At 60.2% G+C, this 19251-nt stretch carries 20 protein-coding genes; 11 read left to right on the forward strand and 9 right to left on the reverse strand.

The features are described from left to right. The first annotated feature begins 80 nt into the window (after positions 1-80). Positions 81-1607 carry a SulP family inorganic anion transporter gene (locus AC3ITA_RS00235; protein WP_150671876.1) on the forward strand — a complete coding sequence of 509 codons (1527 nt, stop codon included), beginning with the start codon at positions 81-83 and terminating at the stop codon, positions 1605-1607. A 120-nt stretch (positions 1608-1727) separates the two neighbouring features. Here the strand turns inward: AC3ITA_RS00235 and AC3ITA_RS00240 are convergent, their stop codons facing one another. Continuing rightward, the gene (locus tag AC3ITA_RS00240) at positions 1728-2378 is read right to left on the reverse strand and encodes a hypothetical protein (protein ID WP_095942991.1); all 651 of its coding nucleotides are present in this window, start codon (positions 2376-2378) and stop codon (positions 1728-1730) included. Between the two features lie 369 nt (positions 2379-2747). On the opposite strand from AC3ITA_RS00240, the gene coxB reads away from it, so the two are divergent. From coxB to AC3ITA_RS00260, 4 genes are all read left to right on the forward strand, one after another. Further along, positions 2748-3875, forward strand: coding sequence for a cytochrome c oxidase subunit II (coxB, locus tag AC3ITA_RS00245; protein WP_095942990.1), 1128 nt, complete (start codon positions 2748-2750; stop codon positions 3873-3875). Between the two features lie 82 nt (positions 3876-3957). Continuing rightward, positions 3958-5550: a cytochrome c oxidase subunit I gene (ctaD, locus tag AC3ITA_RS00250; protein ID WP_095942989.1), complete on the forward strand. Its 1593-nt coding sequence runs from the start codon at positions 3958-3960 to the stop codon at positions 5548-5550. A gap of 126 nt (positions 5551-5676) precedes the next feature. Next, positions 5677-6228 carry a cytochrome c oxidase assembly protein gene (locus AC3ITA_RS00255; RefSeq protein WP_056726726.1) on the forward strand — a complete coding sequence of 184 codons (552 nt, stop codon included), beginning with the start codon at positions 5677-5679 and terminating at the stop codon, positions 6226-6228. A gap of 25 nt (positions 6229-6253) precedes the next feature. Further along, entirely contained in the window at positions 6254-7141 is an 888-nt protein-coding gene (locus AC3ITA_RS00260; protein ID WP_489279066.1) for a cytochrome c oxidase subunit 3, read from the forward strand. 11 nt (positions 7142-7152) lie between these two features. Here the strand turns inward: AC3ITA_RS00260 and AC3ITA_RS00265 are convergent, their stop codons facing one another. Beyond that, positions 7153-7356 carry a twin transmembrane helix small protein gene (locus AC3ITA_RS00265; RefSeq protein ID WP_095942987.1) on the reverse strand — a complete coding sequence of 68 codons (204 nt, stop codon included), beginning with the start codon at positions 7354-7356 and terminating at the stop codon, positions 7153-7155. Positions 7357-7427: 71 nt separating this feature from the next. On the opposite strand from AC3ITA_RS00265, the gene AC3ITA_RS00270 reads away from it, so the two are divergent. Genes AC3ITA_RS00270 through AC3ITA_RS00290 form a run of 5 tightly spaced genes read left to right on the forward strand, consistent with a single transcriptional unit; the run spans position 7428 to position 11327 of the window. After that, a complete protein-coding gene (locus AC3ITA_RS00270) occupies positions 7428-8168 on the forward strand; it encodes an SURF1 family protein (RefSeq protein ID WP_489279069.1) in 741 nt (246 codons plus the stop codon). Continuing rightward, on the forward strand, positions 8134-8727 hold the full coding sequence (locus tag AC3ITA_RS00275) for a hypothetical protein (RefSeq protein WP_489279071.1): 594 nt from the start codon (positions 8134-8136) through the stop codon (positions 8725-8727). Before AC3ITA_RS00270 ends, AC3ITA_RS00275 begins: the two co-directional genes overlap by 35 nt. Positions 8728-8737: 10 nt before the next feature. Beyond that, positions 8738-9808, forward strand: coding sequence for a COX15/CtaA family protein (locus AC3ITA_RS00280; protein WP_095942984.1), 1071 nt, complete (start codon positions 8738-8740; stop codon positions 9806-9808). Beyond that, positions 9796-10695 carry a heme o synthase gene (cyoE, locus tag AC3ITA_RS00285; RefSeq protein ID WP_095942983.1) on the forward strand — a complete coding sequence of 300 codons (900 nt, stop codon included), beginning with the start codon at positions 9796-9798 and terminating at the stop codon, positions 10693-10695. The genes AC3ITA_RS00280 and cyoE overlap by 13 nt, the downstream gene beginning before the upstream one ends. Beyond that, positions 10692-11327 (forward strand): SCO family protein, encoded by a 636-nt coding sequence (locus AC3ITA_RS00290; protein ID WP_095942982.1) that lies wholly within the window; start codon positions 10692-10694, stop codon positions 11325-11327. The genes cyoE and AC3ITA_RS00290 overlap by 4 nt, the downstream gene beginning before the upstream one ends. Before the next feature lie 167 nt (positions 11328-11494). On the opposite strand, the gene AC3ITA_RS00295 is transcribed toward AC3ITA_RS00290, so the two are convergent. From AC3ITA_RS00295 to AC3ITA_RS00305, 3 genes are all read right to left on the reverse strand, one after another. After that, the gene (locus AC3ITA_RS00295) at positions 11495-12265 is read right to left on the reverse strand and encodes a MetQ/NlpA family ABC transporter substrate-binding protein (protein WP_150671871.1); all 771 of its coding nucleotides are present in this window, start codon (positions 12263-12265) and stop codon (positions 11495-11497) included. Positions 12266-12338: 73 nt separating this feature from the next. Further along, positions 12339-13013, reverse strand: coding sequence for a methionine ABC transporter permease (locus tag AC3ITA_RS00300; RefSeq protein WP_056726718.1), 675 nt, complete (start codon positions 13011-13013; stop codon positions 12339-12341). Continuing rightward, the gene (locus AC3ITA_RS00305) at positions 13013-14020 is read right to left on the reverse strand and encodes a methionine ABC transporter ATP-binding protein (protein ID WP_095942980.1); all 1008 of its coding nucleotides are present in this window, start codon (positions 14018-14020) and stop codon (positions 13013-13015) included. The genes AC3ITA_RS00300 and AC3ITA_RS00305 overlap by 1 nt, the downstream gene beginning before the upstream one ends. Positions 14021-14230: 210 nt before the next feature. On the opposite strand from AC3ITA_RS00305, the gene katE reads away from it, so the two are divergent. Further along, positions 14231-16369 carry a catalase HPII gene (katE, locus tag AC3ITA_RS00310; protein WP_095942979.1) on the forward strand — a complete coding sequence of 713 codons (2139 nt, stop codon included), beginning with the start codon at positions 14231-14233 and terminating at the stop codon, positions 16367-16369. Between the two features lie 50 nt (positions 16370-16419). Here katE and AC3ITA_RS00315 read toward each other — a convergent pair whose 3' ends face one another. Genes AC3ITA_RS00315 through zur form a run of 4 tightly spaced genes read right to left on the reverse strand, consistent with a single transcriptional unit; the run spans position 16420 to position 19222 of the window. Next, on the reverse strand, positions 16420-17136 hold the full coding sequence (locus AC3ITA_RS00315; protein WP_489279072.1) for a PA5502 family lipoprotein: 717 nt from the start codon (positions 17134-17136) through the stop codon (positions 16420-16422). Between the two features lie 37 nt (positions 17137-17173). Next, entirely contained in the window at positions 17174-17962 is a 789-nt protein-coding gene (gene znuB / locus AC3ITA_RS00320; RefSeq protein WP_046042679.1) for a zinc ABC transporter permease subunit ZnuB, read from the reverse strand. Then, positions 17955-18740, reverse strand: coding sequence for a zinc ABC transporter ATP-binding protein ZnuC (znuC, locus tag AC3ITA_RS00325; protein ID WP_007989407.1), 786 nt, complete (start codon positions 18738-18740; stop codon positions 17955-17957). The genes znuB and znuC overlap by 8 nt, the downstream gene beginning before the upstream one ends. Continuing rightward, the gene (gene zur, locus AC3ITA_RS00330) at positions 18737-19222 is read right to left on the reverse strand and encodes a zinc uptake transcriptional repressor Zur (RefSeq protein ID WP_095942977.1); all 486 of its coding nucleotides are present in this window, start codon (positions 19220-19222) and stop codon (positions 18737-18739) included. Before zur ends, znuC begins: the two co-directional genes overlap by 4 nt. Positions 19223-19251 lie beyond the last annotated feature (29 nt).

The following is a 19251-nucleotide window of genomic DNA, read 5'->3' on the forward strand; positions in this document are numbered from 1 at the left end:
ATCGTTGTGTGGTTCAGCCGAGGCTGCCGTTCAGGCAGCCTGGCTTTGCCATGCCTGAAGAAAACTTCGGGAGATTCACCATGCGTGCTGCTCGACTCAAAGCTGTTCTGCCACGGGAGCTGCTGGCTTCGGTGGTTGTGTTTCTGGTCGCCCTGCCCCTGTGCATGGGCATCGCGATTGCCTCGGGGCTGCCGCCGGCCAAAGGCCTGATCACCGGCATCATCGGTGGTCTGGTGGTCGGCTGGTTGGCCGGCTCGCCGCTGCAAGTCAGCGGCCCGGCGGCGGGCCTGGCCGTTCTGGTATTCGAACTGGTCCGCCAGCACGGTATCGCCATGCTTGGGCCCATTCTGTTGCTGGCGGGTTTGCTGCAATTGGTGGCTGGCCGTTTGAAGCTGGGCTGCTGGTTTCGGGTGACGGCACCTGCGGTGGTGTACGGCATGCTTGCCGGGATTGGCGTGCTGATCATCCTGTCTCAGGTGCATGTGATGCTGGATGCCGTGCCCAAACCCTCGGGCCTGGATAACCTGGCGGCCTTCCCGACAGCGCTGGCTCAGGCGTTGCCCACGTTTGGCTGGCAAGCCGGGTTGCTCGGTTTGTCGACGATCGCCGCCATGTGGCTTTGGGAGAAACTCCGTCCGCAATCCCTGCGCTTCATTCCTGGCGCGCTACTGGGCGTCGGCCTGGCCACGGTTGCCAGCCTGGTGCTGGCGTTGCAGGTCAAACGGGTTGAGGTACCGGCCAATCTGACGGAAGCCATAGACTGGCTGAAGCCCGCGGACCTGCTCAACCTGGCTGATCCGACCTTGCTGATCGCGGCGTTTGCCGTGGCCTTCATCGCCAGCGCCGAAACCTTGCTCTCAGCCGCTGCGGTTGATCGCATGCACAGTGGTCAGCGCTCGGACTTCGACCGGGAACTGTCGGCGCAAGGTATCGGCAACATGCTGTGTGGCCTGCTTGGGGCACTGCCGATGACCGGCGTTATCGTACGCAGTTCGGCGAATGTTCAGGCCGGCGCAACCACGCGGTTTTCGACCATTTTCCACGGTCTGTGGTTGTTGGCGTTCGTGCTGTTGCTGTCCAGCGTGCTGCAAAGCATTCCGGTGGCGAGCCTGGCGGGCGTGCTGGTGTACACCGGTTTCAAGCTGGTGGATCTCAAGGTCTTCCGTGGTTTGGGCCGGTATGGTCGGGCGCCGATGTTCACTTATGCGGCAACCGCACTCACCATCGTTTTCACGGACCTGCTGACCGGCGTGTTGATTGGCTTCGGCCTGACGCTGGTGAAGCTGGCGCTGAAAGCTTCGCGGTTGAAAATCAGCCTGATCGACCTGCCTCAGGACGGTGAAATGGAATTGCGCCTGGTGGGGGCGGCGACCTTCCTCAAAGTGCCAGCGCTGACCCAGGTGCTGAGTAGTATTCCACCAGGCGCGACGGTGCATGTGCCGCTCAACAACCTGAGCTATATCGATCACTCGTGTCTGGAACTGCTGGAGGAATGGGGTCGGGCGAACGCGGCCAAGGGGTCGAAGCTGTTGATTGAATCACGGGGGTTGAAGCGCAGGCTCGAAGGCAGGGTTCGTACCAACACGGGTATTGGTGCGGCTGGCTGAGGCCCAATGTGGGAGCGAGCTTGCTCGCGATGGCGGCGGATCAGTCAACGTTGATGTTGAATGTCATGACCCCATCGCGAGCAGGCTCGCTCCTACAGGAGGACAGTGTTTACCGGTGGATCAAGCCGCCGGCTGATCCAGTTCCAGGCCTACGCCCAGGCGGCGGGACATGCACGGCCAGCGTTTCCACGCGGCGCCGGTGTCCGGGCTGCTGAGCTTGTCGCGGTAGGCTTCCACCGACTCTAGCGCAAAGCTCTCTTCGGTCAACATTTGCTCGAACGCGTGATGTACGACTTCGTCCAGTTGGTTGGCAAATTCCTCACCGATCAATTGGTGAGCAATCAGGTTGGCGACAGTCATGTCCAAGGGGATCAGTGGCTGGCCGAAATGCTTGATGTACAGGTCGTTGACCTCTTCGACAAACCGGTGCGCCAGGTAAGCTTCATCCAGCAGGCTGTCGAGCCCGACATGGCCGGCCATGATGGCTGGCGGCTGGAGGAAGTACTGCTCGGCGATACTCAGTACCGGTTTGATCTGTGACTCAATGCCCGCTTCCCTGGCGACTTCATTGGCTGCATCCAGCAGATCGGGCACTTCTTCGATGTAGGCGGCGACAAATCGCGTCAGTACGCCGTTGGTATCGGCCTCCGGCAATTGGATCGCCGGGTGCAGATGAGGCAGTTTACTTTCCAGCTGACGCGTCAGCAGACCGGTCTCGGCTTCGTGTTGTTGGGCTTTTTGGATCTGCTCGCGCAATGCGGCGGTGTTCATGAAAACTCCAGGAAACAAGGCAATGAAATAGGGAAGACATAACTTAGCTGGCTTACGAAAAATGCTAAGACGCATTTGTCATAATTATTTCATCCTTGAGACGGCTCCGTTATATCGATTTGCCACCACTCGTCTGCATCCTTCTCCATTCGTGCCCTGCAACGCAAGTCAATGCTGTTTCAGATCATTTACGCCTTCGCATTGCGAGGTCAGAGTCGCTGTCTATACTCGGGGTGGAATGGAGTTAGCTGATGACGCCCGACTGCATATGCAGCAAGGCCCGGTGCTCAAGTTCGTAGTCTGATGCAGCCGCTCCCTTGCCGCAGGTGAAAGCCGGCGGGATAACAAGAACGATAAGGGGAACCCGCAATGATGCGACATCCACATGTCTGGATGGGCCTCCTGTTGTGGTCGATTTTCAGTCAGGCGCAAGCGGCCTGGACTGTGAATATGGCGCCTGGAGCGACTGAAATCAGTCACGCAGTATTCGACCTGCACATGATCATTTTCTGGATCTGTGTGGTGATCGGCATCATCGTATTTGGTGCCATGTTCTGGTCGATGATTCTCCACCGCCGCTCGACCGGGCAGGTGGCCGCCAAATTTCATGAAAGCACCACCGTCGAAATCCTCTGGACCATCGTGCCCTTCCTGATCCTGGTGGCCATGGCGATTCCCGCTACCGCGACCCTGATCAAGATGTACGACGCCAGCGAGCCGGAAATCGATATCCAGATCACCGGCTATCAGTGGAAGTGGCACTACAAATACCTGGGCCAGGACGTCGAGTTCTTCAGCAACCTGACCACTCCTCAGGATCAAATCCACAACAAGGAAACCAAGGGCGAGCACTACTTGCTCGAAGTCGACAAACCATTGGTGCTACCGGTCGGCGCCAAAGTGCGCTTCCTGGTGACCTCCGCCGACGTGATCCACTCCTGGTGGGTGCCGGCTTTTGCGGTCAAGCGCGACGCGATTCCCGGGTTCGTCAATGAAGCCTGGACCCGCATCGACAAGCCCGGCATCTACCGTGGCCAGTGTGCCGAGTTGTGCGGCAAGGATCACGGCTTCATGCCGACCGTGGTCGAGGTCAAGGAAAAGGCCGATTACGAAAAATGGCTGGCCGAGCGCAAGACCGAGGCCGCGCAACTCAAAGAGCTGACCAGCAAGGAATGGACCCTCGACGAGCTCAAGGATCGCGGCGACAAGGTCTATCACACCACCTGCGTGGCCTGTCACCAGGCCGAAGGCCAGGGCCTGCCGCCGATGTTCCCGGCGCTCAAGGGCTCGAAGATCGCCACCGGGCCGAAAGACGCTCACCTGAGCATTGTCTTCCACGGCAAGCCTGGCACCGCCATGGCCGCATTCGGCAAACAACTGTCGGAAGTCGATATCGCAGCGGTCGTGACCTATGAACGTAACGCCTGGGGCAACAACAAGGGCGACATGGTCACGCCTAAAGAAGTGCTGGAGCTGAAACAGGCGGAAAGCAAATGACCCGGTCTATTGCGCACGAAAGGAACCGGTCGGGGCTAAGCACCCCGGCCTGCCCAGCCCATCTGTTTGCAGGAGACAGGACATGACTGCTGTAATCGATGAACATGTTCATACCGCCACCGACCACGCCCACGGCCCTGCTAAAGGCCTGATGCGCTGGGTGCTGACCACCAACCACAAGGACATCGGTACGCTGTACCTGTGGTTTGCGTTCTCCATGTTCCTGCTTGGCGGTTCGTTCGCGATGGTTATTCGCGCCGAGCTGTTCCAGCCTGGGCTGCAGATCGTCCAGCCGGAGTTCTTCAACCAGATGACCACCATGCACGGTCTGGTGATGGTCTTCGGTGCGGTGATGCCGGCCTTCGTCGGTCTCGCCAACTGGATGATCCCGCTGATGATCGGCGCGCCGGACATGGCCCTGCCGCGCATGAACAACTTCAGCTTCTGGCTGTTGCCGGCGGCGTTCCTGCTGCTGGTGTCGACCCTGTTCACTCCGGGTGGCGGACCGAACTTCGGCTGGACGTTCTACGCACCGCTGTCGACGACCTACGCGCCGGAAAGCGTGACCTTCTTCATCTTCGCCATCCACTTGATGGGGATCAGTTCGATCATGGGCGCGATCAATGTGATCGCCACCATCCTCAACCTGCGCGCCCCCGGCATGACGTTGATGAAAATGCCGTTGTTCGTCTGGACCTGGCTGATCACCGCGTTCCTGCTGATCGCGGTGATGCCGGTACTGGCCGGTTGCGTGACGATGATGCTGATGGACATCCATTTCGGCACCAGTTTCTTCAGTGCCGCCGGTGGCGGAGACCCGGTGCTGTTCCAGCATGTGTTCTGGTTCTTCGGTCACCCCGAGGTATACATCATGATCCTGCCGGCGTTCGGTGCGGTCAGCTCGATCATTCCGGCTTTTTCGCGCAAGCCACTGTTCGGCTACACCTCGATGGTCTACGCCACGGCGAGTATCGCGTTCCTGTCGTTCATCGTCTGGGCGCACCACATGTTCGTGGTCGGCATTCCGCTGGTGGGTGAGCTGTTCTTCATGTACGCCACATTGCTGATTGCGGTGCCGACGGGTGTGAAGGTGTTCAACTGGGCCAGCACCATGTGGCAGGGCTCGCTGACGTTCGAGACGCCGATGCTGTTTGCCGTGGCGTTCGTGATCCTGTTCTCCATCGGCGGTTTCTCCGGGTTGATGCTGGCCATTGCCCCGGCGGACTTCCAGTACCAGGACACCTACTTCGTGGTCGCGCACTTCCATTACGTGCTGGTGCCGGGGGCGATCTTCGGGATCTTCGCCTCGGCCTATTACTGGATGCCGAAATGGACCGGCCACATGTACGACGAAACCCTCGGCAAGTTGCATTTCTGGTTGTCGTTCATCGGCATGAACCTGGCCTTCTTCCCGATGCATTTCGTGGGGCTGGCGGGCATGCCGCGACGGATTCCGGACTACAACCTGCAATTCGCCGACTTCAACATGGTGTCGTCGATCGGCGCATTCATGTTCGGCGCCACGCAGATTTTCTTCCTGTTCATCGTGATCAAGACCATTCGCGGCGGCCCGGCGGCACCGGCCAAGCCATGGGATGGGGCTGAAGGCCTGGAGTGGAGCATTCCGTCACCGGCGCCGTATCACACCTTCACCACGCCGCCGGAAGTGAAATGAACGCGCGCCTTGTAGGAGCGAGCTTGCTCGCGATGGCCGTCAACGATAACGCTGGAAGCCTGACACACAACGGCGCTCTCAAGTTTTTCGCGAGCAAGCTCGCTCCTACAGGGTTGTGCGGAAGTCATGGCTGACTCAATTTCGATGAAGAAGCTGGTCACGCGCCTGCTGACCGTGGTGGTGGCAATGTTTGTGTTCGGCTTTGCCCTGGTGCCGATCTACGACGTGATGTGCAAGGCCTTCGGCATCAATGGCAAGACCGGCGGGCAGTACGAAGGTGAGCAAACGGTCGACACCTCGCGGCAGGTGCGCGTGCAGTTTCTGTCGACCAACACCGCTGACATGCCTTGGGACTTTTACCCCAAACATGACGAATTGACCGCGAACCCGGGGGCTGTGAACGAGATGATCTTCATCGCCCACAACCCCACCGATAAGCCGATGAGCGCCCAGGCCGTGCCGAGCATTGCGCCCAGCAATGCGGCGGCGTACTTCCACAAGACCGAATGCTTCTGCTTTACCCAGCAAGTGCTGCAGCCCGGTCAGCGGATCGAGATGCCGGTACGTTTCATCGTTGACCGTGACATGCCCAAGGATGTGAAGCACCTGACGCTGTCCTACACGCTGTTCGATATCACCGCCCGACATCCACCGGTAGCTGTAAACACTGGCGGCTGAGCGTGCCCGATAAGGAGAACAATAAATGGCAACTCATGAACATTATTACGTCCCGGCCCAGAGCAAATGGCCGATCATCGCAACTGTCGGGATGTTCGTCACAGTGTTTGGCCTGGCCACCTGGTTCAACGATCTGAAAGCGGCGCGTCCGGAATCCCACGGGCCGCTGATCTTTTTCGTCGGTGGCCTGTTGGTGGCTTACATGCTGTTTGGCTGGTTCGGCACGGTGATCAAGGAAAGTCGCGGTGGCTTGTACAGTGCACAGATGGATCGCTCGTTCCGCTGGGGCATGAGCTGGTTCATTTTCTCGGAGGTGATGTTCTTCATCGCCTTTTTTGGCGCGCTGTTTTATGTCCGTCACATTTCCGGGCCGGCGCTCGGCGGTGAAGGCGCCAAAGGCATTGCGCACATGCTGTGGCCGAACTTCCAGTTCACCTGGCCGCTGCTGAGCAACCCCGACTCGAAACTGTTTCCGCCGCCCAGGGAGGTCATCAGCCCCTGGGGCCTGCCGTTGCTCAACACCGTGTTGCTGGTGAGTTCCAGCGTGACTGTGACCATCGCCCACCATGCCTTGAAAAAGGGCCATCGCGGTGCACTGAAACTCTGGCTGTTGCTCACCGTATTGCTCGGCTGTGCGTTCCTCACCTTCCAGGCCGAAGAGTACATTCACGCCTACCACGAACTGGGCCTTACCCTGGGTTCGGGCATCTACGGCGCAACTTTCTTCATGCTCACCGGGTTCCACGGCGCCCACGTCACCATCGGCACCATCATCCTGTTCGTGATGCTGGTGCGGATCATGCGCGGGCACTTCGACAACGAGCACCAGTTCGGTTTCGAAGCGGCGAGCTGGTACTGGCACTTCGTGGATGTGGTGTGGATCGGGCTGTTTGTTTTCGTCTATGTGCTCTAAGGCAGCTACAGCTACCAGGGGGCATTGGAAACCAGCTGGCCGCTGAAAAAGCCCCAGGCGATCAGACCGAGGGTAATGGCGGCCAGAGTGACACGCACACTCAAGGCAATGACGAGGCGGTTTGAGCGGCTGTCGTCCTTGACCAGAAAAAACAGGCCGCTGAACAGGCTGACAACCGTGGCAATCAGCATCAGGACGATGGCTGCTTTGAGCATGGTGAGACTCCGGGGGGATAAGCGATGCACTTGAGTATAGCTATCGCGATGACCGACTTTCTGGCAATGCCATGAAGCGCTTTCGGCCGGGTATCGTGCCAACGCTGGTGGTGGCGATGTTGCTGCCGCTACTGGTGTCCCTGGGGTTCTGGCAGTTGAGCCGGGGCGCGGAGAAAAGCGCGCTGCTGCAAACCTACGCCGAGCGCCGGGCCGCCGAGCCGATGGCCAGCACCGAACTGCAACACACGACAGACCCGGCCTTCCGTCGGGTTCACCTGTACGGCCAGTTCGATGCTGAACACAGCCTGCTGCTGGATAACAGTCAACGCAACGGCAAGGTCGGCGTCGAGCTATTGCAACCCTTTCACGATCAGGCATCCGGGCTTTGGTTGCTGGTTAATCGCGGTTGGCTGGCATGGCCGGAGCGCCGCACACCACCGCAATTCAAGACACCTGCCGAAGCAGTCAGCCTCGACGTGTGGGTCTACGTCTCCCCCGGTGCGACGTTCCAATTGCACGCTGACCCCACAACGTTGACGTGGCCGAAGCTGATTACGGCCGTTGAGCCAGACAAGCTCTGGGCCGCCCTGAATCGCGAAGGTTTTGCCTACGAACTACGTGCTGAAACCGGCCCCGTCACCTATCAGGCTGAATGGCCAGTAGTCGCCACGGACCCGGAAAAACACGTCGCTTATGCCGTGCAGTGGTTCGCCATGGCGATCGCCCTGTTCGGTCTTTATCTCTATCTCGGCTGGCACAACGCAAAGGAGAAACACCATGGGAGCGGCCATGAATCCACCCAGCATGTCTGAGGCGAAACCGTCGGTGAACCGGCGCAAGGGCCGTATGCAACTGCTGTTGATCCTGCTCGGGGTGATCGGTCCGATGATCCTCGCCACCGGCATGTACAAGCTGAATTTCTGGGTGCCCGAGGGCCGCAGTTATCACGGCGAACTGATCGGCAACGGCCAGACCCGCGCGGACATCGGCGTGCAAGCCCGGGAAGATCGCTGGCAGATATTGGTGACCTCACCCAAGGATTGCGCGGTGGACTGCCAGCAACTGGTGTATCTGGCGCGGCAAATCCAGATCGGCCTGGGCCGCGATGCGTCCCGCGCCAGCCATGCATTGGCCGCCGCGCAAACGCTGAACAGCGATTACGAGACTAAACTTCAACGCGAGTACCCGCAGTTGCAACGCTATTCACTGGACTTGCCTGCCTACACAAAAGTCGCCCAGAGCAATGACGCGCCGCACCTGTGGATCATCGACCCCCACGGCAATCTGGTGCTGCGCTACGACCCGTCGGTAAAGGGCAAGGACCTGCTCAACGATCTGCGCCACCTGTTGAAACTGTCGAACATCGGATAAGGGCATCGTCATGGCCAAGCCTGGATTTCGCCTCGCGTTGTTTGCCACCTTACTGGCACTGATTGTGGTGTTGCTCGGTGCCTACACCCGCCTGACCCACGCCGGCCTCGGCTGCCCGGACTGGCCCGGCTGCTACGGTTTCATCAGCGTGCCGAAAAGCGAAGCTCAGCTGGCCCATGCCGAATTGCATTTCCCGGACGCTCCGGTCGAGGCCCACAAGGGCTGGAACGAGATGGTCCACCGCTACTTCGCCGGCACTTTGGGGCTATTGATCGCGGTGTTGGCCGGTCGTTCGTGGGTGCATCGCCGACATCCCGGGCAGCCGGTGAAGCTGCCGTTGTTTCTGTTGGCGGTGGTTGTTGGCCAGGCCGCGTTCGGCATGTGGACGGTAACGCTAAAGCTCTGGCCGCAGGTGGTCACCGGGCATTTGCTGGGCGGCTTCGCGACCTTGAGCCTGTTGTTTCTGCTGACCTTGCGCCTGTCCGGCGTAGTGCCGGCGCTGACCGTGCCACGACGTTTGCAACACTGGGCGACGGCGGGGCTGCTGCTGGTGATCGGGCAAATCGCCCTCGGTGGCTGGGTCAGTTCCAATTACGCCGCCGTAGCCTGTATCGACTTCCCGACCTGCCACGGCCAGTGGTTGCCACCGGCGGACTTCGCCAACGGCTTTCACCTGACCCAGCACATCGGCCCGAACTACCTCGGCGGGCAACTGGACAGCGACGCCCGTACTGCGATTCACCTGACTCACCGTATTGGCGCCCTGTTGGTGACTTTGGTGCTGCTCGGTCTGGCATGGCAACTGAAAGCCGTCGGCATGACGCGCCTGGCAGGCCTGGTGCTGATCGCCCTCGGCGCACAAATCACCCTGGGCATCAGCAACGTGCTGTTCCATCTGCCACTGCCGGTGGCTGTCGCACATAACGCGGGCGGCGCGGCGCTGTTGCTGACCATGGTGCTGGTCAATTACCACGCCCGAACCAGTCTGGTCCGGGTCAAGCAAGCGCGCTGGCACTTCAGCCCGCGTAAACACTCAGCCGGGCCCATAACAATAAAAGGAGAGATGCCATGGCGATTCTGATCGGCGAACGTCCCAGTCAGGCGATCTGGCGTGACTACCTGGAACTGACCAAACCCAAAGTCGTGGTGCTGATGCTCATCACTTCACTGGTGGGGATGTTCCTCGCGACCCGTGCCGGGGTGCCGTGGACGGTGCTGATTTTCGGCAATCTGGGCATCGCCCTGTGTGCCGGTGGCGCAGCGGCGGTCAATCATGTGGTGGACCGGCGCATCGACGCGGTGATGGCGCGCACCCGCAAACGGCCGCTCGCCGAAGGCCGGGTTTCGCCGACCGCAGCGCTGACGTTCGCGCTGGTGTTGGCGGTTCTCGGACAAGCCATGTTGCTGGCGTTCACCAACCCGCTGACAGCGTGGTTGACCCTCGCCTCGTTGCTTGGCTACGCGGTGGTCTACACCGGATTCCTCAAGCGCGCGACCCCGCAGAACATCGTCATCGGTGGTCTGGCCGGTGCCGCGCCGCCATTGCTTGGCTGGACCGCCGCCACCGGTCACGTCAGCGCCGAACCGCTGTTGCTGGTGCTGATCATCTTCGCCTGGACCCCGCCGCACTTCTGGGCGCTGGCGATCCATCGCAAGGAGGAATACGCCAAGGCCGATATCCCGATGCTGCCGGTCACCCATGGCGAGCACTACACCAAGATTCACATCCTGCTATATACCTTCGCATTGCTTGCCGTCAGCCTGATGCCTTATGTGATCCACATGAGCGGCACGCTCTACCTGGTCTGCGCGCTCGGGCTGGGCGCGCGGTTTCTGCAATGGGCCGTGGTGCTGTACCGTGGCACTCGGCCGCACGCGGCGATCAACACGTTCAAGTACTCTATTTACTACTTGTTCCTGCTGTTTATCGCCCTGCTCGTAGACCACTACCTACTGTTGAACCTATGACTCGAACCCAGAAAACCGTCTTCATACTCGTCGCCCTGGTCGCACTGATCCTGGGCCTGACCGTCAACAAGGTATTGTCCGGGAAAAACCAGGGCGATCCGACGGCGCTGATCGACGCCGGTATCATCCTGCTGCCGCAGAGCCGTAATCTGCCGGACGTGACGATGACCAATCAGGACGGCCAGCCGGTCGCGATCAATGAATTGAAAGGCAAGTGGAGCCTGCTGTTCTTCGGCTACACCTTCTGCCCGGACATCTGCCCGACCACCCTCGCCCAGTTGCGGCAGATCAAGAGCGAGTTACCGCCCGAGGCTGTGGATAAACTGCAAATCGTGCTGGTCAGCGTCGACCCCAATCGCGATACACCCAAGCAGCTCAAGCAGTACCTGGGCTACTTCGACCCGCAGTTTGTTGGCCTGACCCCGGCGTCGACCGATGAGCTGCAAACGATCGCCAACGCGGTGAGCATTCCATTCATTCCGGCGGACACCAGCAAGCCGAACTACACCGTTGACCACAGTGGCAACCTCGCGGTGATCGGGCCGGACGGCACCCAGCGCGGGTTCATCCGTGCGCCGTTGAACAATGCGAAGCTGGTGGCGCAGTTGCCGGTGATGCTCAAGCGCAATTAAGCACCGCAATCCCTCTGTAGGAGCGAGCTTGCTCGCGATGGAGTGTCAGTCGACATCACAGTGGCTGACACACCTTCGCGAGCAAGCTCGCTCCTACAAGGGGCTGTGTTTCAGGCACAAAAAAGGGGCGCATTCGATGCGCCCCTTTTTGCGTTGCAGCAGTTCGGTCAGAACGCCGGCACCACCGCGCCTTTGTACTTCTCGAGAATGAAGGCCTTCACTTCCTGGCTGTGCAAGGCAGCAACCAGTTTCTTCATCGCGTCGCTGTCCTTGTCGTCCGGGCGAGCCACCAGAATGTTCACGTAAGGCGAGTCGCTGCCTTCGATGAACAGCGCGTCCTTGGCCGGATCGAGCTTGGCCTCCAGCGCGTAGTTGGTGTTGATCAGCGCCAGGTCGACCTGGGTCAGCACGCGCGGGATGGTCGCGGCTTCCAGTTCGCGGATTTTCAGGTCCTTGGTGTTCTCGGTGATGTCCTTCACGGTCGACAGGATGTTGTTCGAATCCTTCAACTTGATCAGGCCGGCCTTGGCCATCAGCAGCAGCGCACGGCCGCCGTTGGTGGCATCGTTCGGGATAACCACGGTGGCACCGCCAGGCAGTTCGGCAATGGTCTTGTACTTGTTGGAGTAAGCGCCCAAGGGCTCCAGGTGCACGCCGGCCACGGAAACCAAGTGGGTGCCCTTGGCCTTGTTGAACTCATCCAGGTACGGCTGGTGCTGGAAGAAGTTGGCGTCCAGGCGTTTTTCCGCGACCTGCACGTTCGGCTGGATGTAGTCGGTGAATACCTTGACCTTCAGGTCCACGCCCTCTTTGGCCAGGGCCGGCTTCACGAATTCGAGGATCTCGGCGTGGGGAACCGGAGTGGCCGCGACGGTCAGGGTTTCAGCGTGGGCAGAGAATGCAGCAACGGCCGCGAAGGCCACGAGTAGTTTTTTCATTCAGCTAACTCCATGTGAGGTGCCCGCTTGCGGCGCCCGTTTGGCGCCTGCCAGCGAATGGCCGGCTCATGTCTTATTTACGGGAGAAATGCACAACCAATTTGTCGCCAACGGTTTGCAGCACCTGGACCAATACCAGCAGCAATACCACCGTCACGACCATTACATCGGTCTGGAAGCGCTGGTAACCGAAACGGATCGCCAGGTCACCCAGACCACCGGCGCCCACGACACCGGCCATCGCCGTGTAGGAAACCAGTGTAATGGCTGTCACCGTAATCGCCGCGAAGATGCCCGGACGAGCCTCCGGTAGCAAGGCATTGGTGATGATCTGTCGCGTGGTCGCGCCCATGGCCTGGGTCGCTTCGATGATGCCGCGATCCACTTCACGCAGGGCGGTTTCCACCAGGCGGGCGAAAAACGGCGTGGCACCCACCACCAGCGGCGGGATTGCACCGGCGACACCCAGGGACGTACCGGTGATCAACACGGTGAACGGGATCATCACGATCAACAGGATGATGAACGGCAGCGAACGCAGGATGTTCACCACCAGCGACAACATCGCGTAGACGCCTTTGGCTTCCAGCAACTGACGCGGGCTGCACAGGAACAGCAGCACGCCAAGGGGCAAGCCGAGCAGCACGGTGAACAGCAGCGAACCGCCGAGCATCAGCATCGTGTCGCCAGTGGCCAGCCAGATTTCGAACCAGTCGATATTGGCGAAGAAACTTGTCAGGGCTTCCATTAGCGCAGCACCTCCATGTGGACGTCGGCAGCGGTGAAGCGGGCAAAGGCCGCTTCCATATCACCGCCGGTCACGGCCAGGGTCAGTTGCCCGTAGGGGATGTCTTTGATGCGGTCGATACGACCGGCCAGGATGCTGTAGTCCACACCGGTTTCCCGGGCGACAGTGCCCAACAGCGGTGCGTAGGTCGCTTCGCCCTGGAAGGTCAGACGCAGGATGCGCCCCGGTACGTGAGCGAAGTCGTCACGCTGTTCGCTTTCGTCGATCTGCTCGTCTTCCTGCACGAAGCGCTTGGTGGTCGGGTGCTTCGGATGCAGGAACACCTCGGCCACCGAGCCTTGCTCGACGATCACGCCGGCGTCCATCACGGCTACCTGGTCGCAGACCCGGCGGATCACGTCCATCTCGTGGGTGATCAAGACGATGGTCAGTTTCAGCTCGCGATTGATCTCGGCCAGCAATTGCAAGACCGATGCGGTGGTTTGCGGGTCGAGGGCGCTGGTGGCTTCGTCGCACAGCAGGATTTTCGGCTTGGTCGCCAGCGCACGGGCAATGCCGACACGCTGCTTCTGCCCGCCGGACAATTGCGCCGGGTACTTTTTCGCGTGGTCGGACAAACCGACCCGCGCCAGCAACTCGGCCACGCGGGAATCGATCTCGTTGCGCGACAGCTCGCCGGCCAGAGACAGCGGCAGCGCGACGTTGTCGGCGACAGTCTTGGAGGCCAGCAGGTTGAAGTGCTGGAAAATCATCCCGACCTGTTGACGGAAGCGGCGCAGGCCGTTGGCGTCGAGGGCGGTGACTTCTTCACCGTCGACGATGATCTTGCCGCCGCTGGCATTTTCCAGGCGATTGATCAGACGCAGCAGGGTACTTTTTCCTGCGCCGGAATGACCGATCAAGCCGTAAACCTGCCCGTTCTCAATCGTTAGACTGGTCGGATGCAGGGCGGGGATTTCCTTACCGGCGACGCGGTAGGTTTTGTGGACGTTTTGAAACTCGATCACGTAGCGAACCTTGTGGGGCGCGTTAGAAAAGGATCAGCGGTTAGCCGGGCGCGCATTTTAGCCTGTCCGTATAGAGGTTCTTAGCATTTATTTCGCATTTGTCCTGCCATTTGGCAATAACGCGATCAAAGGTCAGAAAAAAGGAACGGCTGACGAAGCCCGTCAGTCACTACTTAGGCCACTGGAATACGCCTGAGGAGTTCACGCCTGATGAGTACCAAGAAGCCTGCCGCCACCCAGAGTGCCGTGGCCGGGTCCGATACCCCGGACCGCCATAACACCAACACCAAGCTCGACAGCCTGGAAACGTTTCGCTCCGATGCCACTGAGCAGGCCTTGCGTACCAACCAGGGCGTGAAGGTGGCGGACAACCAGAACACCCTGAAGGCCGGGGCCCGCGGGCCATCGTTGCTGGAAGATTTCATCATGCGTGAAAAGATCACGCATTTTGATCACGAGCGGATCCCGGAGCGCATCGTTCACGCTCGTGGCGCTGGTGCCCATGGTTATTTCCAGAGCTATGAAAGCCACTCTGTGCTGACCAAGGCAGGTTTCCTGCAGGATCCAGCGAAGAAAACCCCGGTCTTCGTACGCTTTTCCACGGTGCAGGGGCCGCGTGGGTCTGGCGATACCGTGCGCGACGTACGAGGTTTCGCGGTGAAGTTTTTCACCGATGAAGGCAATTTCGATCTGGTGGGCAACAACATGCCGGTGTTCTTCATTCAGGACGCCATCAAGTTTCCCGACTTTGTGCATGCGGTCAAACCCGAGCCACACAACGAAATCCCTACCGGGGGGTCGGCCCATGACACCTTCTGGGACTTTGTCTCGCTCGTGCCGGAGTCGGCGCACATGGTGATGTGGGCGATGTCCGACCGGGCGATCCCGAAAAGCCTGCGCAGCATGCAGGGCTTCGGCGTGCATACCTTTCGCCTGATCAACGCCGAAGGAAAATCGCGGTTCGTCAAATTCCACTGGCGCCCCACGGCCGGCACTTGCTCGCTGGTGTGGGATGAGGCGCAGAAGCTTGCGGGTAAAGATACCGACTACCACCGTCGTGATTTGTGGGAGTCGATCGAGGTCGGCGACTATCCGGAGTGGGAGTTGGGGGTGCAGGTCATCGAAGAAGAGAACGAACATGCCTTCGATTTCGACATTCTTGACCCCACCAAGCTGATCCCCGAAGAGTTGGTCCCTATCACGCCACTGGGCAAGATGGTGCTGAACCGCAACCCGGACAACTTTTTCGCCGAAACCGAGCAGGTCGCCTTCTGCCCCGGACATATCGTCCCGGGAATCGACTTTTCCAATGACCCTCTACTGCAGGGGCGATTATTTTCCTACACCGACACGCAAATAAGCCGACTCGGCGGGCCGAACTTTCACGAGATCCCGATCAACCGCCCGGTGTCACCCTTCCACAACGGCCAGCGGGATGCGCAGCACCGCACCACTATCGACAAGGGGCGTGCCTCCTATGAGCCAAACTCCATTGATGGCGGCTGGCCAAAGGAAACGCCGGCCTCCGTTCAGGACGGCGGGTTCGATAGCTACCCGGAACGCATCGACGCCAACAAGATTCGCCAGCGCAGCGAGTCGTTCGCGGACCACTTCTCCCAGGCTCGCTTGTTTTTCCACAGCATGAGTGAACATGAACGGGAGCACATCATCTCGGCCTATAGCTTTGAGTTGGGCAAGGTTGAGCGCGAGGCGATTCGCGCCCGGGAAGTGAACGAAATCCTCGCCAATATCGATCTGGAGTTGGCCAGGCGTGTGGCGCAGAACCTTGGATTGCCTGCGCCCAGTCGAGGAACCATCGAGGTGCGCAAAACCTCACTGGATCATTCGCCGGCATTGAGCCAGGCCAATCTGTTGCCGGAGAGCATCAAGACGCGGAAAGTCGCGATTTTGGCGGCGAACGGTGTCGATGGCGCCTCGATCGATGCAATGAAGAAAGCGCTGAAAGCGGAGGGCGCCCACGGGAAGTTGTTAGGACCAAGTTCGGCGTCAGTGAAAACGGCCGATGGCAAAACCCTGGCTGTCGATGCTTCGATGGAGGGATCGCCGTCGGTGACGTTCGATGCGGTGTTCGTGCCGGGTGGAGCAGCGTCGATCAAGTTGTTGAGCACTGACGGTGTGGCGCTGCACTACCTGTTGGAGGCATACAAGCATTTGAAGGTTATCGCCTTGCAGGGCGAGGCGAAGCAGTTGCTGGATGTGTTGAAGCTGGAGGCGGATGGGGGATTGATCGTGGGCGCGGATGTAAAATTGATCAAACCGTTTCTGGTCGCGATCGGGCAGCATCGGGTTTGGGACAGGGAGGCGAAGGCCAAGGCGATTCCGGCCTGAGGGTTTTACTGCCAGACAGGACGCCTTCGCGGGCAAGCCCGCGATGCTTTTCAGGGTTTACGCGGGCTCAGAACCATCTGCGCCGGAACACCGCGCAAAATCTGCCGCTCGAGCTTCAGATCAAACTCAGGATCGAGTTTCTTCACCCGTTTGGTCAGCAAGTTAGCCAGCCAGGGGTAATCGTTGGTGCGTGGAGCCTGAATGCTTACGTCGCACGCAAAATTCACCACATCGGCGGCGATGGCATCCAGTTGGCGACGCAGTTTGCCCATATCGTTGATATTCAGCACGACCGTGGTGCTTTCAGCCGTCAGGTCGATGACCTTGGCTTTTGGCCTGGCTTCGGCAGCCTTTAGGGCGGCTTCGGCTTTTTCCAGCTCGGCCTTGCGCGCCTGGGCAATCGAGCCGTTGACTCCACCGGTCAGTGCCGGAGCCTTGGGCATCAATGCGCGGGCACGGCTCAGGGCGGTCGCGGCGGCATCCACGTCACCCTTTTGCAACACGCTCTGGCTGCGGCGCAGATAGGCTTCCGCCAGTTGCCGCTGGTATTGCTCAAGGGAAGCATCGTTGGGCGATTCGGCCTGCAAGGCTGCCAATTGATCTTCGGCAATGGCCAGTTCATCGCTGGCGATGTTTTGCTCCAGCTGCACGATGGCCATGGCCCGTGCATCGGCGGCCTTGGTGGCTTCCGATGGCGTGCTTTGGCAGGCGCCCAGCAGCAAAGAAAATGCGACAAGGAGCAGATAACGGGAGGCGAACGACTTCATTCCTGCGACTCTCTATTTGCGCAAAAAACGAGCAAGTCTACACCCCTCGACGGGGCAGAACAAAACTCAGCAGAAATAGCGCGGCGGCCGTCACCACAATCGACGGGCCGGCCGGGGTGTCCTTGAACCAGGACAGCGCCAGCCCGCCACACACAGCGAGTATGCCCAGCAGGCTCGCGCCCAGTGCCATCTGCTCCGGCGAGCGGGCGTGACGTTGTGCCGCAGCCGCCGGGATGATCAGCAACGAGGTGATCAGCAATACGCCGACGATTTTCATCGCCACGGCAATCACTACGGCGATCAACAGCATCAGGGCCAGGCGCAATCCTGCGACCGGCAGGCCTTCGACCCTGGCCAGTTCTTCGTGCACCGTGATCGCCAGCAATGGGCGCCACAACGCAACCAGCAAGAGCAGTACCGCAGCGCTGCCGCCAAGGATCCAGGCCAGATCGGTCGGACTGATCGCCAGCAGGTCACCGAACAGATAGGCCATCAGGTCGATCCGCACTTCGTGCATGAAGCTTAGTACCACCAGGCCCAGAGAGAGCGTGCTGGGTGCGAGAATTCCCAAAAGTGTGTCGGACGCCAACGGCTGGCGTTGTTGCAACGTCACCAGCATCACCGCCAACAGCAAGCAGCCAACGGTGACGGCAACGGTCGGGCTGACATCCAGCAGGAAGCCCAGGGCCACCCCGAGCAATGCCGCGTGGGACAGGGTGTCGCCGAAATAGGCCATGCGCCGCCAGACCACGAAAGACCCCAGGGGGCCTGCGACGACGGCCAGGGCCAGGCCTGCAAGCAGGGCGTAGAGCAGAAAATCAGCCATGCTTGCAGCTATCTCCGTGAACATGGGGTTGGCCCGATGCGGGCGCCTTGACCACCGAGCCGTGCAAGTCGTGGGCGTGGTCGTGGTGGTGGTGATAAATCGCCAGGCTTTGTGCGTTCTTTCCGAACAGCTCAACGAAAGCCGGATCGCCGCTAACCTGCTCGGGATGCCCGGAGCAGCAGACGTGGCGATTGAGACAAACCACCTGATCCGTGGTGCTCATTACCAGATGCAAATCGTGGGAGACCATCAGCACGCCGCAACCGTGACGGTCGCGCAGGCGAGTGATCAGGCTGTACAGCTCGGCCTGGCCGGCTACGTCGACACCCTGTACCGGTTCGTCGAGTACCAGCAGTTCAGGCTCGCGCAACAAGGCGCGGGCCAGCAACACGCGTTGCATTTCGCCACCGGAAACGCTTTGCACCGGGCTGTCGATCACCTGTTCGGCGCCGACTTCCTTGAGTGCCGCCAAGGCCATCGCACGGTCCACGCCCGGCACCAGGCGCAGGAAACGCAGGACCGACAGCGGGAGGGTCGGATCGACATGAAGTTTTTGCGGCATGTAACCGACCCGCAGTTTCGGCTTGCGCCAGACGCTGCCGCTGTCCGGTTTCAACAGGCCGAGCACGGCTCGCACCAGGGTGGTTTTGCCGGCGCCGTTGGGGCCGATCAGGGTAACGATCTGCCCCGGCTCGACGCTCAACTCGATGTTGTCCAGCACCGGTTGCCCGGCGAACGTGACGGCAACCTGCTCAAGACGGATCAGCGCGTTGCTCATCTAGCCCCCTGGCAACCCGAGCAGAGACCAACCACTTCAACGGTTTGGCCTTCGACGACGAACCCGACATCCCTGGCGCAGGCGATGATCGCGTCGCTGATGGATTTTTGCTCAAGTTCGATCGCGGCGTGGCATACACGGCAGATCAGGAATTGACCCTGGTGGGCATGTTCCGGGTGATTGCAGCCGATGAAGGCGTTGAGCGAGGAAATGCGATGGACCAGGCCGTTCTCCAGCAGGAAATCCAGCGCACGGTACACCGTCGGCGGCGCGGCACGGCGACCGTCCTGCTCGCTGAGAACCGCGAGAATGTCATAGGCCCCCAGCGGCTTGTGGCTTTGCCACACCAGTTCCAGCACTCGCCGGCGCAACGCGGTCAGGCGCAGGCCTTGACGTGCGCACAGGGCATCGGCCTCGGACAAAGCGCTGTGAACGCAATGTGAGTGGTCGTGGGGACGGCTGGCGATCGGTGTTTTTAGCATGAGCGGCGACGAGGTTTGTGAGAGACGTT

Source organism: Pseudomonas sp. GL_090 (genome assembly GCF_057837765.1).

Coding starts and splice junctions, on each gene's coding strand:
- zur (WP_095942977.1), bottom strand. CDS start 19,222: ATGCTAAAAACACCGATCGCCAGCCGTCCCCACGACCACTCACATTGC.
- znuB (WP_046042679.1), bottom strand. CDS start 17,962: ATGGCTGATTTTCTGCTCTACGCCCTGCTTGCAGGCCTGGCCCTGGCC.
- AC3ITA_RS00235 (WP_150671876.1), top strand. CDS start 81: ATGCGTGCTGCTCGACTCAAAGCTGTTCTGCCACGGGAGCTGCTGGCT.
- AC3ITA_RS00280 (WP_095942984.1), top strand. CDS start 8,738: ATGGCCAAGCCTGGATTTCGCCTCGCGTTGTTTGCCACCTTACTGGCA.
- AC3ITA_RS00315 (WP_489279072.1), bottom strand. CDS start 17,136: ATGAAGTCGTTCGCCTCCCGTTATCTGCTCCTTGTCGCATTTTCTTTG.
- katE (WP_095942979.1), top strand. CDS start 14,231: ATGAGTACCAAGAAGCCTGCCGCCACCCAGAGTGCCGTGGCCGGGTCC.
- AC3ITA_RS00300 (WP_056726718.1), bottom strand. CDS start 13,013: ATGGAAGCCCTGACAAGTTTCTTCGCCAATATCGACTGGTTCGAAATC.
- cyoE (WP_095942983.1), top strand. CDS start 9,796: ATGGCGATTCTGATCGGCGAACGTCCCAGTCAGGCGATCTGGCGTGAC.
- AC3ITA_RS00240 (WP_095942991.1), bottom strand. CDS start 2,378: ATGAACACCGCCGCATTGCGCGAGCAGATCCAAAAAGCCCAACAACAC.
- AC3ITA_RS00255 (WP_056726726.1), top strand. CDS start 5,677: ATGGCTGACTCAATTTCGATGAAGAAGCTGGTCACGCGCCTGCTGACC.
- znuC (WP_007989407.1), bottom strand. CDS start 18,740: ATGAGCAACGCGCTGATCCGTCTTGAGCAGGTTGCCGTCACGTTCGCC.
- AC3ITA_RS00275 (WP_489279071.1), top strand. CDS start 8,134: ATGGGAGCGGCCATGAATCCACCCAGCATGTCTGAGGCGAAACCGTCG.
- AC3ITA_RS00290 (WP_095942982.1), top strand. CDS start 10,692: ATGACTCGAACCCAGAAAACCGTCTTCATACTCGTCGCCCTGGTCGCA.
- coxB (WP_095942990.1), top strand. CDS start 2,748: ATGATGCGACATCCACATGTCTGGATGGGCCTCCTGTTGTGGTCGATT.
- AC3ITA_RS00265 (WP_095942987.1), bottom strand. CDS start 7,356: ATGCTCAAAGCAGCCATCGTCCTGATGCTGATTGCCACGGTTGTCAGC.
- AC3ITA_RS00270 (WP_489279069.1), top strand. CDS start 7,428: ATGAAGCGCTTTCGGCCGGGTATCGTGCCAACGCTGGTGGTGGCGATG.
- ctaD (WP_095942989.1), top strand. CDS start 3,958: ATGACTGCTGTAATCGATGAACATGTTCATACCGCCACCGACCACGCC.
- AC3ITA_RS00260 (WP_489279066.1), top strand. CDS start 6,254: ATGGCAACTCATGAACATTATTACGTCCCGGCCCAGAGCAAATGGCCG.
- AC3ITA_RS00295 (WP_150671871.1), bottom strand. CDS start 12,265: ATGAAAAAACTACTCGTGGCCTTCGCGGCCGTTGCTGCATTCTCTGCC.